The 16,785-nt window shown below is 37.6% G+C and carries 11 protein-coding genes and 3 pseudogenes; 3 read left to right on the forward strand and 11 right to left on the reverse strand.

The annotated features are described in order from the left end of the window. Positions 1 to 51: 51 nt before the first annotated feature. From LZ575_RS03465 to corA, 3 genes are read right to left on the reverse strand one after another with little or no spacing between them, the layout of a single operon-like run. Positions 52 to 1,002: a lactonase family protein gene (locus LZ575_RS03465; protein WP_235328468.1), complete on the reverse strand. Its 951-nt coding sequence runs from the start codon at positions 1,000 to 1,002 to the stop codon at positions 52 to 54. 8 nt (positions 1,003 to 1,010) lie between these two features. Continuing rightward, the gene (locus LZ575_RS03470) at positions 1,011 to 1,208 is read right to left on the reverse strand and encodes a hypothetical protein (protein WP_235328470.1); all 198 of its coding nucleotides are present in this window, start codon (positions 1,206 to 1,208) and stop codon (positions 1,011 to 1,013) included. Between the two features lie 30 nt (positions 1,209 to 1,238). Continuing rightward, a complete protein-coding gene (corA, locus tag LZ575_RS03475; protein ID WP_235328472.1) occupies positions 1,239 to 2,339 on the reverse strand; it encodes a magnesium/cobalt transporter CorA in 1,101 nt (366 codons plus the stop codon). A 117-nt stretch (positions 2,340 to 2,456) separates the two neighbouring features. Between corA and recQ the strand changes: the two are divergent. Both recQ and LZ575_RS03485 read left to right on the forward strand, forming a co-directional pair. Then, a pseudogene (gene recQ, locus LZ575_RS03480) lies at positions 2,457 to 4,563 on the forward strand (DNA helicase RecQ). A 385-nt stretch (positions 4,564 to 4,948) separates the two neighbouring features. Continuing rightward, positions 4,949 to 5,269, forward strand: a complete 321-nt coding sequence (locus LZ575_RS03485) for an endonuclease domain-containing protein (RefSeq protein ID WP_235328474.1) — start codon at positions 4,949 to 4,951, stop codon at positions 5,267 to 5,269. Positions 5,270 to 5,397: 128 nt separating this feature from the next. On the opposite strand, the gene LZ575_RS03490 is transcribed toward LZ575_RS03485, so the two are convergent. The 8 genes and pseudogenes from LZ575_RS03490 to LZ575_RS03525 all read right to left on the reverse strand — a co-directional run bounded on the left by LZ575_RS03490 (position 5,398) and on the right by LZ575_RS03525 (position 15,575). Then, positions 5,398 to 6,045, reverse strand: a complete 648-nt coding sequence (locus LZ575_RS03490) for a tRNA pseudouridine(38-40) synthase TruA (protein ID WP_311195950.1) — start codon at positions 6,043 to 6,045, stop codon at positions 5,398 to 5,400. Between the two features lie 185 nt (positions 6,046 to 6,230). Next, positions 6,231 to 7,745, reverse strand: a complete 1,515-nt coding sequence (locus LZ575_RS03495) for a DEAD/DEAH box helicase (RefSeq protein ID WP_235328476.1) — start codon at positions 7,743 to 7,745, stop codon at positions 6,231 to 6,233. A gap of 678 nt (positions 7,746 to 8,423) precedes the next feature. Next, the gene (cysM, locus tag LZ575_RS03500; RefSeq protein WP_235328478.1) at positions 8,424 to 9,308 is read right to left on the reverse strand and encodes a cysteine synthase CysM; all 885 of its coding nucleotides are present in this window, start codon (positions 9,306 to 9,308) and stop codon (positions 8,424 to 8,426) included. Then, a pseudogene (epsC, locus tag LZ575_RS03505) lies at positions 9,305 to 10,097 on the reverse strand (serine O-acetyltransferase EpsC). The gene cysM and the pseudogene epsC overlap by 4 nt, the downstream one beginning before the upstream one ends. Positions 10,098 to 10,937: 840 nt before the next feature. After that, positions 10,938 to 12,521: a T9SS type B sorting domain-containing protein gene (locus tag LZ575_RS03510; RefSeq protein WP_235328480.1), complete on the reverse strand. Its 1,584-nt coding sequence runs from the start codon at positions 12,519 to 12,521 to the stop codon at positions 10,938 to 10,940. Beyond that, a complete protein-coding gene (locus LZ575_RS03515; protein ID WP_235328482.1) occupies positions 12,466 to 12,846 on the reverse strand; it encodes a hypothetical protein in 381 nt (126 codons plus the stop codon). The genes LZ575_RS03510 and LZ575_RS03515 overlap by 56 nt, the downstream gene beginning before the upstream one ends. Further along, positions 12,843 to 13,355: a DUF6155 family protein gene (locus tag LZ575_RS03520; protein WP_235328484.1), complete on the reverse strand. Its 513-nt coding sequence runs from the start codon at positions 13,353 to 13,355 to the stop codon at positions 12,843 to 12,845. Before LZ575_RS03520 ends, LZ575_RS03515 begins: the two co-directional genes overlap by 4 nt. Positions 13,356 to 13,427: 72 nt before the next feature. Further along, the gene (locus LZ575_RS03525) at positions 13,428 to 15,575 is read right to left on the reverse strand and encodes an FUSC family membrane protein (protein WP_235328486.1); all 2,148 of its coding nucleotides are present in this window, start codon (positions 15,573 to 15,575) and stop codon (positions 13,428 to 13,430) included. A 182-nt stretch (positions 15,576 to 15,757) separates the two neighbouring features. Here LZ575_RS03525 and LZ575_RS03530 point away from each other — a divergent pair. Further along, positions 15,758 to 16,754 (forward strand): annotated as a pseudogene (locus tag LZ575_RS03530) (NADP-dependent oxidoreductase). The last annotated feature ends 31 nt before the right edge of the window (positions 16,755 to 16,785 follow it).

The raw sequence follows: 16,785 nt of genomic DNA on the forward strand, positions 1-16,785 counted from the left end.
AAAAATACCAGCTCATGTCGATGGTCCAATTTAAATATACCTGCAAGAATTCTAATTCAGAAATTCAATACATACGGGTGATTTTACTTCCAATTCCAATTCCATGGATCGAGGAAGTCCTGTTTCAGAATTAATTCTAAACGCTACAATATTATGTGTGTTCTGGTTAGCTACGTATAAAAAATCTCCTCCAGGGGAAATCGCGAAATTTCTCGGTGCTTTACCTTCAGTAGAAGTAAATCCAACAGTTTCTAATTTACCTGTTTCTTCATCTATTTTAAAGGTCACGATACTGTCATGCCCCCTATTAGATGCATATAAAAATTTACCTGAAGGATGAATGTGAATATCTGCAGAAGAATTTTCTCCATCAAAATTTTCTGGTAGAGAAGAAATATCCATAATATGTTCTAATTCTCCACTGTTCCTTAATTTAAAAGCACTCACACTTCCGTTTAACTCGTTAATAGAATAGGCGTATTCAAAAGAATTTGAAAAAGCAAAATGTCGGGGTCCTGCACCTGGTATTAGTTGTATAAAAGGGTTTTTATGTGGTTCCAGTAGCCCTTTGATTTCATTAAGATTAAAGATCCAGATGCGATCATTCCCTAAATCTGTTACATATACAGTCTTATTATCTTCAGAAATATTTACCGAATGTGGATGTGATTTTTCCGGATTTTCAAGAACTATTTTCTGTTTCTTCTCAAGGCTTCCATCTGCTTTTTTCTCATACATCATAACAACTCCCCCCATATAATTGGCAACAAAAATGTACTTACCCTTCCTGTCTTCAGCGATGTGACAGGGTGCATAGCTCTCTGTAGAAATTCGCCCTAATTCCTCGAGGCTGTGATCATCATTGATTTTGTAGGAGTACACAAATCCTGCTTCGCCATCGTTTGGTCCCAGTTCACTTACCGCATACAAATTTTTATTATCTGCAGATGTTTTTACAAAAGAAGGATTTGTAACTGTAGCAACTGTGTCTCCAAATGCCAAAGCTCCTGTTACAGCTGCTGATAAATTGTGTAAATACCTACGGCCTGTCCATCAACATGGCCCTCTTTTTTGGTATAAGTTCCTATGTACACCGGGTTCATTTTTAAAGGATTTTCTACAACTTCTTCCCCCGTTGTTTGAGGTTCGAATTTGCAGGAGGTTAAAACTAAAGTGAAACAAAGAGAGCTTAAAAATATATTTTTCATAAAACTTAAATTTTGAACGTAAGAGTGAGTCTATAACCATTTCTTTTTTCGGAAATAGTAAAGCATAATCAAAAAAATGAGTAACATAATACCCCATAATATAAAATAGCTGTATTCCCACTGTAACTCAGGCATATATTCAAAATTCATCCCATAAATGCCCGCAATAAAGGTAAGAGGAATAAAGATAGTAGCTATAATTGTAAGCACCTTCATTACTTCGTTCATCCTGTTGCTAATGGTCGTCATATACATATCCATCAGGCCCCATGTCATTTCCCTGTAGATCTCAATATTTTCTGAAACCTGGATGACGTGGTCATAAAGATCGCGAAAATAATTCCTTGTCTTCTCATCTATAAAATCACTATCCAATTTTTCGAGCCTGCTCAAAACTTCCCTTAAAGGAAATACTGCCCTACGAATCCTAAGGATCGTTCGTTTCAATTCCTGGATCTCAAAAGTAATGTCATCATTGGGCTGAGACTGAAAAAGACTTTCTTCAAGCAATTCGATTTTATCACCTATTACATCTACCACTTCAAAATATTGGTCAATAATAGCGTCCAGAAGGGCAAATAATAAATAATCTGATCCATTACTTCGAAGACGCCCTTTGGAGTTGGCCAACCTCTCCCTAACGTTATCAAATACATCCCCGTCTGCCTCCTGAAAAGACAAGACGTAGTCCTTTCCTACAACAAAACTCAGATGTTCACTTATAAGGGAGCCATTATTTTTATCTGTTACGTCCTTAGGAAAGTAAAGCATCTTTACTACTAAAAAGATGTAATCCTGATATTCATCGATTTTTGGGCGTTGATTTGTATTTACGATATCCTCCTGGATGAGAGGGTGAAGCTCATAATACCTACCTAATTTCACTATTTCCTCAGTATTACTCAGCCCATCAATATTGATCCAGGTGATCTTATCATCACTCTCAAAATTAAAGGCGTCTTCGGGCCTTAAGGAGGTGTAGCGATCAAAGCTCTCTTTATTATAATCAATTACTTCCAACCGGGTTTCCACAGATTCCTTCCTTCCAATGTAGGTTACAGTTCCCGGCGCCTGATTTAAAGCTTTGGTATTTTTGGGCCTCCTTAATAAAAGCCTCGTACGTTTAACCATAAAAACTAAATTTTTATAAATGTAATAATTCTTTTGAACAGCAGCTGTGGCGATTTTCCGGTAGGATTAATTCTTGCTGCGGAAGGGTTTGTGATTTCAGAATAATATCTTTGCAAAATGGAAGCAGAACAACTTTTAAAGACCCTTAAAGAATATTTTGGTTATGATACTTTCCGGCCTCTTCAAAAGAAGATCATTGATTCAGTTTTTGCTTAAGTGAAGACAATCTGGTCATCATGCCTACAGGAGGAGGAAAATCGATTTGTTATCAACTTCCTGCAATTTTGCTTCCGGGGATCACGCTCGTCATCTCCCCATTAATTGCTTTAATGAAAGACCAGGTAGACGGTCTTACTGCCAATGGAATTCCCGCTGCATTTCTTAATAGTAGCCAGAGTGAAAGTGAACATCAGGAGATCTTTTCTAAAATTCAGGATAACGAATTGAAATTAGTTTACGTAGCTCCGGAAAGTCTTCAAATAATTGACAAATTTGTTAATCCGGGAATAATTAGTCTCATAGCAATAGACGAAGCCCATTGTATTTCCAGCTGGGGTCATGATTTTAGGCCTGCTTACACACAATTAGGTTATCTCAAAAGCCGCTTCCCCTCTACCCCTGTCATTGCATTAACTGCCACGGCTGATAAAGCCACGAGAAAGGATATTGTAAACCAGCTCAATATTCCTAAAGCGAAAAAACACATTGCCTCTTTTGACCGGAAAAACCTGAGCCTGGAAGTAAGGCCGGGAATTAAGCGATTTGATCAAATTCTGAAATTTGTTGAAGCCAGAAGGAATGAAAGTGGAATTATTTATTGCCTTAGCAGAAAGAATACTGAGGAAATTGCGGCCCGATTAAAGGCCAAAGGCATTAAAGCTGAAGCTTACCACGCTATCTTGGACATCAGGAAAGGATAGAAATTCAGGACGATTTTATAAACGACAGGAAGCAAATTATTTGTGCAACTATTGCCTTTGGAATGGGAATAGACAAATCGAACATCCGCTGGGTGATCCACCACAACATGCCAAAAAACCTGGAAGGTTACTACCAGGAAATAGGCCGGGCAGGAAGAGATGGACTACCTTCTGAAACTCTTTTGTTCCACAGTTATGCTGATGTGGTACAACTGCAAAAATTCGCTGCAAACTCAAAAAATGAAGAGGTGCAGCTGGCAAAGCTCGACAGGATGAAACAATATTCTGAAGCTATGACCTGCAGGAGGAAAATATTGCTGAATTATTTTGGAGAACTTAAGCAGGAAGATTGCGGCAACTGTGATATTTGCAGAAATCCCCCAGAATTTTTTGATGGTACTGTTATAGCTCAAAAGGCGCTTTCCTGCATTTACAGAATTAAAGGTAAAGAACCTATTACAACAGTTATTGATATTCTTCGTGGCTCCCAGAATGAAGCAGTTTTAGAGAAAAATTACCAGGAGCTCAAAACACATGGTGTTGGTAAAGACATATCCTGGAGAGACTGGCAGCAGTTCATTATTCAGCTAATAAACTTAGGATATATAGAAATAGCTTTTCACCTTCACAATCATTTAAGGCTAACCTCATTGGCGAGGGAAGTTCTTTTTGAAAGCGGAAAAGTGCAACTGGCAAAAGCTCCTGAAAAAACTATTGAAGATCTGCAGAAATCCACTGATGAGGCAAAAGGAAAAGCTTCCGGATTATTTGAAAAACTTAGACAATTAAGGCTGAAAATTGCAAGAGAAGAAGATATTCCTGCCTACCATATTTTTAGTGATGCCACGCTTAAGGAAATGGAAAAATCGCGTCCTATGACCGATGAGGAATTCATTCAAATTGCTGGTGTTGGAAAGAAAAAGATGCAGGATTACGGGTATAGTTTCATTAAAGAGATCATTGCATATTCAAAGGAAAAAAGAAGTCCGAAGAAAAAAGAAAAAGGCAATACCTATATGCTCACCCGGAAATTGTATAACGAAGGCTTAAGTGTGGAAGAAATTTCCCAAAAACGTGAACTGGCCACAACAACTATTTATTCGCATTTATCTAAATTATATTCTGATGGCGAAGACATTGATGTGCATCGCCTTGTGTCCAAAGAAGATCTTGAAGCAGTAAGGAAAGCAAAAGAAGATTTGAATAACCCTGACACCTTAAGAGCCTATTTTGAACACTTTGAAGAAGCGATCGATTATAATACTATAAAATTCTCACTGGCTATCCTGGAAAAGGAGGAGTAATGTTCGCTTACGGTACAAAATGACCACCCCGCCCGTTGACCACCCCTCCGGAGGAGGCACTGTCCACCCCGCCCGTTGGGCACCCCTCCGGCGGAGGAAGGACCACCCCGCCCGTTGGGCACCCCTCCGGCGGAGGGGAATATAAGTACACGTTTTTAAAATTCCCCTCCTTTGGAGGGGTGGTCGAAGACCGGGGTGGACAGTGCCTCCTCCGGAGGGGTGGTCGAATTACTTTTTTCTCACTACCTTAAGTAGATGGATCAAGATACGACCTCAGGAGCCGAAGAGAGAGAAAGAATCATTTTAACCACTATCAATTCTATACCTGTATACCGCGACTTCACTACAAACCTACCTAGCCAATCCGGCATTAAGATCCAGAGCTGTGGCTTTACGAAAAGCCGGAAATCTGCCTGAAGTTATCTTTTGGAAGCAGGTTCATCGTCGAAAATTTTACAAAATTGATTTTGACAGACAAAAAATTATAGGAAATTATATCGTTGACTTTTACGTAAAGTCTTTAAGCCTGATAATAGAAATTGATGGTTCCAGTCACAAGGGGAAAGAATTGTATGACGCCCGAAGAGAGAAATATTTATTGAAACTAGGATTAAAGATTTTCCGTATTCCAACTACAAGAATAAAATTTGATATTCATAACGTCATGCGGGAATTGGAAGAGTTTATAATTAAACATTATAGTTGAAGGTGTTTCCAGCGCAGGAAGGACCACCCCGCCCTGCGGGCACCCCTCCGGCGGAGGGGAATATAAGGAACCTGTTTTAAATTCCCCTCCTATGGAGGGGTGGTCGAAGACCGGGGTGGTGATGCCTCTCATCGATGGGTGGTCGAAGATTGGGGTGGATCCACTTCCTGAAAATCCACTTTATTCAAAATAAGTCCCGAAGCAGGAGCTATATAATTGATGAGCATTTCGTTCCCTTCTTTCAGGCTTTCCTTAATATCTGAAACTTCTATTTCTCCTTTTCCCAGCTGGATCAAAGTTCCCATCATTAACCTGATCTGGTACCGCAAAAATCCACTGCCCTTCACTCTAAAGATATAGCTCTTCTCGGGGAAGAAATTAGCTGTATAAACAGTGTTTTCTACAATTTCTGAAGTAGTTATCGTTCGTAAAAACTTCCCGTTTTCAGAGGGTTCTACGGTATAATTTTTAAAGAAGTGTTCCCCTTCAAATAAGTTGGCTCCTTCCATCATTTTTCTAATATTTAAATCGTTCTGAAAATTGGCCATTAACGGAGCACAAAAAGGATGATTTTTACTTCCGAAGGAAAACAGGTATAAGTATTCTTTTTGTTTGGGATGTTGAATAATATTAAAATCAGCATCTACTTCTTCAATCTGTAACGCTCTTATGTCCGGTGGAAGATTTTCATTAAAATACTTCAGAAAAGACAATAAATTATTTAAAGGCGTCTCCTCGAGGAACAATTCAAAAGCAGATTCATTTGCAGATACCATGGCATCTGTACGGCTGCTGCCAAGGATCTTGGTTTGCTGCCCGGGAAGTACAAATTTCAGGGTTTTCTTAATTAGTCCTTCAACGGTTTTAAAATTAGGCTGTCGCTGCCATCCGTGAAGTAGTAACCTAAATACTGGATCTTTATGAGATAATAATAACGCCTTCTTTGCAAATTAAATTTTGTCTAAAACTCTTTATTAATTTCAAGGCGCAATCTTCTGGAATAATCCTCTTCCAGCCATTCCCTGTAATTTTTTGTGCTTTTACTAATACAGTAAGAGTATTGTTTTATTCGCGAAGAAATATCATCCTTAAGCTCTTTTGCAAGTATCCTGGCATCAAAAACATCTTCGCTATTTTCAACACACATTTTCACATGTTGCTCCATAGACCAATCCAGGACGGCTTTGGATTTTAAACCCCTTTTTATGACATCATCATATGCCTCTTCCACATCAAAATCTACATTATCTGAATTTGCAAATTGCTTCCGTAGATCGGGCGGCATAACATATTTGAATTCCCTTTCAATTTCTTCGTCGCTCAAGAGGCTTTCAAAATAGAAATCGGGTGAACGGAAAAGTTGTTTCCAGTCAACGGGTGAGCTCCAATGTCCAAAACGGGCCATATTATTTCCCAGATCGATAACTGTAAATTCACTTTTTCCCGGTAACACCCTGGAGCCACGTCCTATCATTTGGAAATACAGCGTAAGCGATTTTGTCGCCCTGTTCAGAATAATTGTTTCTACTGAAGGTTCATCAAATCCTGTGGTAAGAATACTTACCGAAGTTACAATGGCATCGGGGGTATGCTTAAACCATTTAAGGATCTGTTTCCGGTCCTGTTTACTGGTGGTGTTATCTAAATGTCTTACCGGAAATCCAGCATTGCGGAAGGTTTCATATACCTCTTTGGAAGTGTTAATTCCGTTATTGAAGATTAGCGTCTTCTTCCCCTGAGATTTTTCCATATAAGCACTCAACAACTTCTCCTGCATCGACATATTGGAATACAGCTCTTCTGAAGATTTTACAGTATAATCCCCATTAATACCAACTTTTAAAGATTGTAGCCCCACATCATAGCTATATACGTTTGCCCTGGCTAAAAAACCTTTATCTATAAGAGATGAAATTGAATCTCCCACTATCAATTCCCTATAGTTGTCTTTCATAGGGAGTTTAATATTTGAACTTAGCGGGGTCGCTGTAACTCCCAGAATAAAGCAGTTGGAAAAGAATTTAAAGAGCTTCCTAAAAGAATTGTAATGGGCCTCATCAATAATTACCATTCCAATATCAGATATCTCCAGTTTTTCATCGTGAAGACGGTTATTCAGAGTTTCTACCATTGCCACGAAGCACATATACTCTTCCTGATCTGGCAATTCCTTTACCTTACTGTTTATTATTTTATTAATGACCCCGAATTCTGATAGCATTTTTGATGTTTGCTTACACAATTCAATCCTATGGGTGAGAATAAGGACCTTCTTGTTATAGCGCTGGATATACTCCCTGACTATCTGAGAAAATATAACTGTTTTACCTCCACCCGTGGGTAGCTGGTATAGTAGGTTATACTTTTGGGGATGGGCATCAATTACATTAAATATCTTATTTATATCTACCTGCTGGTAATCGTATAATGTTTTGTCATTCTTTTTTTCTTCAAGTCCAAAGGTCTCCACGCTCATATCTCTTATCTAAATAGCAATTTTGCAAAAATAGCAGATTTTTAGGCTAAAATGAAAATCCTGAGCAAAAATTAAAAAAATGATTTTTTCTGAAGGCTAAATATTCATTTTTATTACCTTTAATTTACACATCGCCAGAAAAGCTTTTCCTAAACCAACTCCCTAATACTGGCTTCATTAAAAGGCGTAATATTTATTTTTTCTACTATTCCCCCTGTTCATTAAACAAAGGTTTATGAACGGGAACATTTTTACAAACTCATCATTTTCTTAGAGAATGTATTCTTTTGAAAAAGCTCGAAAAAGAGTCAGTTCAAAGTTTATTAACTCTCTATTACGTAAAGAAATGGATAGAAAACACCTGCATTCTTAATAGTAAAAACTGGTATATCATTTTTTAAAAATGCGTGTATGCAAGTGGCTCTGCGGAATGAGATTTTTTTGAATAATCAAGGTGGGGATTTAGTTGATTATACATATGTGGCAGCAGGTCAAAAGGATTGAATTGACAATGAAATTTATAAAGTGGAAGTAGTTAACAAATAAGATTCTAAAGCTATAAACATATGACCTGAAAGAAGTACAATAATTGCAGATAATTAATATTTGTTGAACTGTTTTGGATTAACTAAAAAAGAATATTGTCCCTAATTATTATCTGCTTTTCCAAACAGCTTTTTACCCGAAAAGATCAGAAGAAAGGTATCTGTCACCTCTGTCACAAATTATTGAAACTACCACTCCTTCTTCAATTTCCTCACATAGTCGTACCGCTGCAGCAGTAGCTCCCCCACTACTCATTCCCGCGAAAACTCCTTCATCTTTAGCGAGGCGGCGTGTCATCTCTTTTGCTTCATCTTCAGTCACCTCCAATACCTTATCAACTTTTTTAGGATCAAATATTTTTGGAAGGTAAGCCTCCGGCCATTTTCTAATGCCTGGAATTTTTGCTTCATCTGCGGGCTGTACTCCTACTATTTGGACCTGTGAATTTTTTTCTTTAAGGAAAGTCGAGGTTCCCATAATCGTTCCGGTTGTACCCATGGATGAAACAAAATGTGTGATTTGGCCATTAGTATCCCGCCATATTTCAGGACCCGTGGTTTTATAATGTGCCTGCCAATTGTCGTTGTTGCTGAATTGATTGATCATAAAAAGCTTTTCCCTTTCAACTTTTTCTTCAGCATAATCCCTGGCTCCTTCTATTCCCGAATCAGCAGATGTTAAAGTAACTTTAGCACCATAAGCTTTCATAGTTTGCACCCTTTCAATGGTAGAATTCTCGGGCATCACCAACTCGATGTTTAATTTGAAAATTCCTGCGATCATTGCTAATGCTATTCCAGTATTTCCACTCGTTGCTTCAATTAATTTCGTCTCCCTTGTAATTTCCCCCCGGTCTAATGCACTTTTTATCATATTGTAAGCGGCACGATCTTTTACACTCCCTCCCGGGTTTTGCCCTTCCAGCTTAAGCAGTAAAGTAACTTTAGGATTTTTAATTAAGGTGGTAGTCTCTACTAAAGGAGTGTTTCCTATGAGATTAAGAATAGAGTTACTCATGTTTTTGCTGTGTTTTTAATATTGATCTGGGGGTTATGAGATACCATTGAATTTTCGGGAACAGATGATGTTAACCAAACGTTTCCGCCTATAATACTATTGGCTCCCACAGTTGTCTTACCACCTAAAATAGTTGCATTTGCGTATATAGTTACATTATTCTCGATGGTGGGATGCCGTTTAGTATTTCGCAGGCCTCGTTCTACAGATAAAGCTCCCAAAGTTACTCCCTGGTAAATCTTAACATTATCCTTTATTACCGTTGTTTCTCCAATCACAACCCCGGTTGCATGGTCTATAAAGAATGGAACCCCAATTTCGGCACCGGGATTAATATCAGTCCCCGTAAGTCTATGGGCACATTCTGTCATAAGACGAGGCACCAGTGGAACATTTATCTTATAGAATTCGTGGCTAAGCCTGTAAATAGCTATAGCAAAAAATCCAGGGTATGCAAGGTAAACTTCTTCAAGAGAGTTAGCTGCAGGGTCATTATCGGTTATTGCACGGGCATCCTCATTAAGTTTCTCCAGTATCTTAGGTAATTTTTCTAAATACGATTCCCAGATTTCTTTGCAGCTACTCCCAGGTTCCCAACATACCAATTCCGCAAGTTCCTTGAAGTCCTTTTCCAGCTTATCAATATTTTCCTCTCTGTAGCGTACCCCCGTCAAACAAAGTGTAAAATAATAATTTGGTAAAAGCTTCGGTTTTTTCCTTAATGGCATATTTGAGATTGGGTAACTGTTTTTGTTCCTGGATTAGCTGAATGATTTTTTTGCGAGTCATATTCCCAACATAGGTTTATCGTACTCAAATTTAAGCTTTCTGTAGTAACTGAAAGAAAGTCTTCCCCAATTTATTAGAAATATCTAATACTTAATTCTTCACATTTCCATGGCTTTTTCAGAAGAAAAGTTTAACAGCTTTAGCGTTGTTAAAAATATACTAATCAGAAGCTTGCGAAAATGATTTCGGGCTACTTTAGTACTTATTAACCATTTTAAAAATTTAATCATGGCACAGAATCAAAAATCTGACAAAAAGCAGGACTCTAAACAAGATCAAAAGAAAGCACCTGCAAAAAGCGGTTCACAAAGCGGAAACCAAAAGAAGGATAAAAAATAATCCTTTTTTCATTTTTAATTTGCCACCTCTAAACGGGGTGGTTTTTTATTTATATTGATCCGTTCACCTTTATGCTGCTATTTTTACTGTTTATGCCGTAACCCGGTTTTTTCTTCTCCATTTTTGGTGGAATGTGGGTAGATAAATTCACTGCAAAAGTTATGTTTAGGTATTTCCTAATTCTATTGACCCTCGGAATATTACCTTTTGCTTTTATGGAGAGTATTGTGCGCTTATAATTTTAATTCTTGCAGGCATTACTTTGGGCATAGGCGGAACCGTAAAAAACAGCAGTTATAGCCGAGATGTATGAAACCGATAAAATGAATGCAATACGCGGTATTTTATCATGTTCATAGTTTTTAGTACTGCATTAGGTCCCTTATTAGTAGGATTTTTATTAGACCTGAATATCTCTTTTGAAGCTATTATGCTTATAATATTCACAGGAATGTTCGTGGTGACGCTGAATTCTCAAGGATTAAAAACATAAAAGTTTATCTACCTAACTAAGCTAAAATGTCCTTTGATGTTTCTGAAACCCTCTATAAGTATTTCGTACCAATAATCTTCAGCAGGTAATGGTCGTCCATTAAAAGTACCATCCCACCTGAAGCCCACTCCCTTTCCGCTCTTCAGCAATTTCCCATAACGGTCAAAAAGTCTTATTTCTGAAAATTCAAAATACTCCACCCCTCTTAGCTCGAAGAAATCATTAGACCCATCATTATTTGGAGTAATAAATTGGGATACCACAATATGAGGAAATTGAAGACTTAACGTATTGCACTGCTGAAGATCCCTTACATAAGCCGTATATATACCGCCCCTTACAGAATTAAAAACATTTGATAATTGAAAATTCGTACCGTCCAAAGAAAATTCAAAGCGTTCGGGATTTTCCAGTTCAACTATTACTGTACTACCCTCTGATCTAACTTGTTGAATAACCGGAACTTCCACAGGTACAACATCAAAGTTCTTGCTTATACTACAACCTTCCTGTGTGGTTATGGTAACTCTGAAATTTCCTGCAACCATAGTATTTATACTTTGACTGGTTTCTCCTGTACTCCATAGATAATTCATATTTCCCACTCCCGCATTTAGCTCTAAGGATCCTTCGCTGCACAACTGCAGGATTTCATCCTCCACTTCAGGAACAGAATTTATTGTGAGAGTAACTGCAGTACGGGAACTTGGTTCGCAGGAACTATTTTTTACAGCTTCAGCATAATAGGTGCCTTCTTCTGTGGGTAAAAACGAAGAAGTTCCTGCGCTTAAAAGATTTCCTCCTGAAGCTGCATCGTACCAGTTCACAACTTCTCCTGAAGAAACGTTCACTCTTAAGGAAGATATTTCAGCATTACCACAAATTACAACATCACCAGAGCTTACAGGAGGATTAGGGGTTTCTATTACTTCAGCAAAAAAAGCTTCTGAGACAGAACTACATAAATTATTCGCCAGGTTTACTTCAGCTTCTGCTACCTTGACTCGATAATATTTTGAAGAGGACAATTGAGGAGTAACAAAAACGGCGTCTGTCTTACCCGGTATATCTGTCCAGATTTCGTTTTGAAGGCTTTCCTGCCACTGAAAAAAATGTTGGGTATACACAGAAAAGTCGGGAGTGGCTTCAAGAGTAAAACTTTGTGGAGTATCTTCAGCACAAATAGTCACTGAGTTTTCACCACTCACGGTTAACACTTCAGTAAAATCTCCACAGGATCTAAAGGTAATATCATCAATAGCTAAATCATTACCACAACCGCCTTCCCCGTTGTTGAACATCTTTAGGATTACAGAATTTTGTCCCGCGACAGTTTGAAAAGTTAAAGCATATTGCTTCCAGATTGGGGTAAAACTGGAGTTTATAGTTCCTGTACTCCCCTCTTTTAATTTATTAGTATCAGTCTCATCCCAAATTTCAAACCGCACGTTAATGGGAATTCCTCCATTAGGACAAACACCGCTTCCGGGGTCGTGTACATTTAATAGATAAGCTGAAAATTCGTAGCTCGAATTTTCACACAAACTCGACAATTTCAGTTCTGTAAAATTGTCCAGATGTATAACTGGCATTAACTACAAGTGCCTTTCCATTAGACTCTGTACCAGAGGGAAAATAAGAGTGCCAGGAAGGAATGTTCTGCCCGATCCTGTTAGAGATAGTATATTGTCCATCGCTGGGATCTCCAGTTACATAGGTATAGCTTGTAGCGTTTGATGGCAATGCGGGACCACTGTTGTCACCTGTACCAAATGTTTCCTGAAAGATTGGATCTCCTTTACTTCCTTCACAAAAACCAAGTTGGGCCATAAGTGGGGAGGAACAAAAAAGAAAGAGTAAGAAAAACCATCTTGTCATCAATTCCAAAGTATAATTAATGTCCCCGTATCTAATCATTCAAATTTGTCCAAAAGAGCTTCAAATTTTTCGGAGTTATTCCATCTTTGAAATTTAGCTTCCTCTTTCACTTTTAGTATTCTTACAACGAATTGGGAAGTTAAACCATTTTGAATTATGTAATCAACAGCTTGCTCAAAAGATTTGAAAATGCTTTTTATAAAGGCATCCGGAATTAAGCGATTATCTGCACTGTAAGTCTGAGCAATTTCAATGTTATAGAGCATTAGATCTGCTACCAAAGTAGGCTCTACTCCCAGAGTAAGAAAATTTTTAATTTGTTTGTGAGCGATAGAGCGCCGTGCTTTTGCCCTGCGTTTATTAGGCGGGAAATATTCTTTCGAGATTTTAAATTTTGCCTCGCCTACAAGTTTATCTTCTTTGGGGTTGAATATGAAATTATAAAAGGTACGCACATCTCCAAATCTTTGGTAAAGATCCATTACCTGCTCCTCCAGTTGTTCCTTTTTTAACGTAGATAGGTATTTTTTTAAAGCTTTCTTAATCATTTTAACTCCAGGTCAATTTTTAAAATAGCTTTTTCAAGTTTTACTGATATATCCTGAAGCAATCTTAACTGCTCATAAATTAATTGGGCTTCCTGTAATTTTTTCATGAAAAGGGCCTGTAGATATACCTGAATTTCTATCATTAATTTGAAGGCTTTTATAATTTTGCCTGAAATATTCTTCAGCTTCCTCCTGTTTTTCAACTTTTTGTTGAGAAAAGTTATTTTGTGAATTTAAAACTGCAAGGGAGTTTTCGAGGTGCTTTCCTATCCCGGCAGCATAGTTTAAAAGTTGCCCGGAGGCTTCGGTAGTCGTATGATTTTGAATGTAGGTTCCCATGGAGGCCAGTGAAGATAAGAAATTATGATTAAGTGCTGTAAGTTCATAAAATTTATCAAGGTTGTGTTGTTTCCTTTTAGGTTCCTGGGTCATACGTTGGAAAGCAGCACTTAAATCTCCCATTTTTAAAAAGGCCTGCTTCCGTGAAAGCTTGTAGGAGGTACGAATTTTTCCCTTTTCCTGATAATATTTTATTACCTCCTTAAAATATTCCCTGTTAGCAGCAACACTATCTGCGATCACAGATTTTATCCCGTAAATTTCCCAGGAAGGCCAGAGAAAGGTATTTCCTAAAGCGGCAAGCCCTGCCCCAATAATTGTATCAATTACCCTAAATTTTATAACATTTATTACATTAGGCTCTAACAATGCATAGACAAACACTATACTCAAAGTAATAAATACTGCAGATGCGCGATAATTCTTCTGTAACATTGCAAAGGCAAGGATTAGCGATAGTATTCCTAAAATCGCATACAATATAAGGTTATGGGTAAGTAAAACAATTCCTGTGGCTATTACAGCTCCTATAAGAGTTCCTATGGTCCTTTCCCTGAAGCGGGTTTTCGTGAGCCCATAAGTGGGCCGCATAATGACAATTATCGTTAGGAGTATCCAGTAAGAATTTTGTAAAGCAAAATAAGCGCCTACAATAAAACCCACCATTACAACTATAGCTATACGAAGCGAATGTTTAAAAACAGATGATTTAAAGCTGAAGTTTTCTAATAGTAAATTAGGATCGTATTCCTGGGGTGTAATAAATTTTACCGCTTCGTCCTTCCTCATGAATTTTATCTTCCGAAGATCTGGATTTTGAAGAAGACGTTCTATTTCTGAAATTTTGTGCACTTGCTTTTCCTGGTAATCATGTAAATTCTGGAGAATTACATAATCTTCTTCATCGCCTTGAAGGGTACTTAAAATCGCTTGATTTATATCTTTTAATCGAAGATTTAAATTAAATTTGATTAGGTTGTGAATTGTTGAAATTGATGCTCCCAAAGAACGAAGACTTTCTGCCATTTTTAAATTGAGGTGTTCAAACTTCTCAATTAAACCGGGGTATTTTTCCCTAAGCTTGTCCATAGTTTCATAATGTACCGGGTGTGACATAGCCTGTTCAAGAATATCTATTAATTGGATTAGTACAAGAAGCCTTTTTCTTTCAAAATTGGAATTTCCGGAAGTGGTCCTTGATGATATTAAGATATTCCTAAGAACTTCGTGTTTCTCATTAATACTTGTTTGAAGTTCAAGAAGGCGAAGGATGTTATCGCTTCGATCCTCCTTTTGGGAAATAAGCTTACCCCTAACCTGAAGATATTGCGCAGTAAGATCAAAAGTATCTGCCAGGTTTTCATCTGTGTGGGCTTTTGGATAAAACCAGTGCCAAAGATTTGAAAGGCAGAGATACCATAATCCCCCGGCTCCTATTATTAATGCACGTTCATAGATCTCTAGAACATTAGATATATTAGCAAAAGAAAGCACCAGAGCGAAAAGTCCTGAAAAACTTATAAAAGAAGCCCGGAAACCAAAAACTGAAACATAGGATAAGCAAAAAGTAACCAGGCCCAGAATAGGTAACCCATACAAAGAATCTTTTATAAAATATCCTCCTGCCAAACTACCTACCACTGCCCAAATAGCCGATAGAAAAATCCCATAATTCTTATGCCTTTGGCTGCCACTAACATCACTGGGAGAACTAAGTAAAGCTCCAAGAGAAATAGCCAGGCCTATTTCAAATTTCTCCAGCTGTACACCAACTGCAATAGGCAATGTAATTGCAGTACCTAAAATGCAGCCCTTGACAAAGTCTGTACTTTTGAAAAATTTGGAAAGTGCAGGAATAATATGAGAGAATGATAAGTTCAAAGACAAAGACTAATGTTGGAGATTTTTCTATGGCAAAGTTATAACCAAATGCGAATATCCTAATTGTTATTGTTTAAAAACAACAGAATATAATTAAAATAAGGGTTAATACATTCCCATCAGGATTAGAAAATACGAAGGAAATACCGTATTTTCCATTATTGAACTACAATAATAAGACTATGAATAAAAGTATTTATTTAAAGAAACGTCCTGAAGGAAAACCTTCTTTGCAGGACTTTGAGATTAAAGCATCAGAGGAACCAGTAATAAATGATGGAGAAATTTTATTAAGAAGTATTTATGTATCTGTAGATCCTTACTTAAGAGGTCGTATGAGGGATGAGAAATCTTATATAGCACCCTTTAATCTTGATGAACCCATTGAATCGGCCATAGTTGCTGAAATTATAGAATCCAGAAACTCCAATTTTAAACAGGGAGAATATGTAAGCGGGATGCTAAAATGGAAACTGGTACAAACTTCTACAGGAAACGGTTTAAATAAAGTTAATCCAGATCGTGCACCCCTATCTGCGTTTCTTGGAGTTTTGGGATTAACAGGAATAACAGCTTACCTGGGACTCGAGAAAATTGGAAGGCTACAACCTGGAGAGACCTTACTAGTCTCGGGCGCAGCAGGTGCTGTAGGAAGTATTGTGGGTCAAATTGGTAAATTAAAAGGTTGCAGGGTTGTAGGTATTGCAGGAAGTGACGAAAAAATTAATGAAATTTCCGGCAGTTTGGGCTTCGATGAAGGACTAAATTACAAAGCTGAAAATAATTTAAAAGCTGCTGTTTCAAAAGCCTGTCCTAATGGAGTTGACGTTTATTTTGACAATGTTGGAGGAGAAATTTTAGACGCCGCCCTCGCCAATATCAATAAGTTTGGAAGAGTTATAAATTGTGGAGCAATTTCTCAATATAATAACACCAAAATTCCCACGGGACCTCGTCCGGAAGGTATTTTAATTAAGAAAAGCGTATTAATGCAAGGCTTTACTGTGAGGGATTACCTCAAAGATTTTGGACTTAGCTATAAAACAACTTTCAACCTGGCTACAGGAGGATAAATTAAAATATTCTGAAACAATTGTAGAAGGTTTTGAAAATATTCCTCAAGCCTTTATAGACCTTTTTGAAGGTAAAAATAAGGGTAAAATGGTTGTAAAAATTTGATCAATAAAAAAACGAACTACCTGCTCTAAAA

The sequence above is a fragment of the Antarcticibacterium sp. 1MA-6-2 genome (assembly GCF_021535135.1).
Lineage (GTDB): Bacteria > Bacteroidota > Bacteroidia > Flavobacteriales > Flavobacteriaceae > Gillisia.

Coding starts and splice junctions, on each gene's coding strand:
- LZ575_RS03470 (WP_235328470.1), bottom strand. CDS start 1,208: ATGAAAAATATATTTTTAAGCTCTCTTTGTTTCACTTTAGTTTTAACC.
- corA (WP_235328472.1), bottom strand. CDS start 2,339: ATGGTTAAACGTACGAGGCTTTTATTAAGGAGGCCCAAAAATACCAAA.
- LZ575_RS03490 (WP_311195950.1), bottom strand. CDS start 6,045: ATGGTATCTGCAAATGAATCTGCTTTTGAATTGTTCCTCGAGGAGACG.
- LZ575_RS03495 (WP_235328476.1), bottom strand. CDS start 7,745: ATGAGCGTGGAGACCTTTGGACTTGAAGAAAAAAAGAATGACAAAACA.
- cysM (WP_235328478.1), bottom strand. CDS start 9,308: ATGAGTAACTCTATTCTTAATCTCATAGGAAACACTCCTTTAGTAGAG.
- LZ575_RS03510 (WP_235328480.1), bottom strand. CDS start 12,521: ATGCCAGTTATACATCTGGACAATTTTACAGAACTGAAATTGTCGAGT.
- LZ575_RS03515 (WP_235328482.1), bottom strand. CDS start 12,846: ATGATTAGATACGGGGACATTAATTATACTTTGGAATTGATGACAAGA.
- LZ575_RS03520 (WP_235328484.1), bottom strand. CDS start 13,355: ATGATTAAGAAAGCTTTAAAAAAATACCTATCTACGTTAAAAAAGGAA.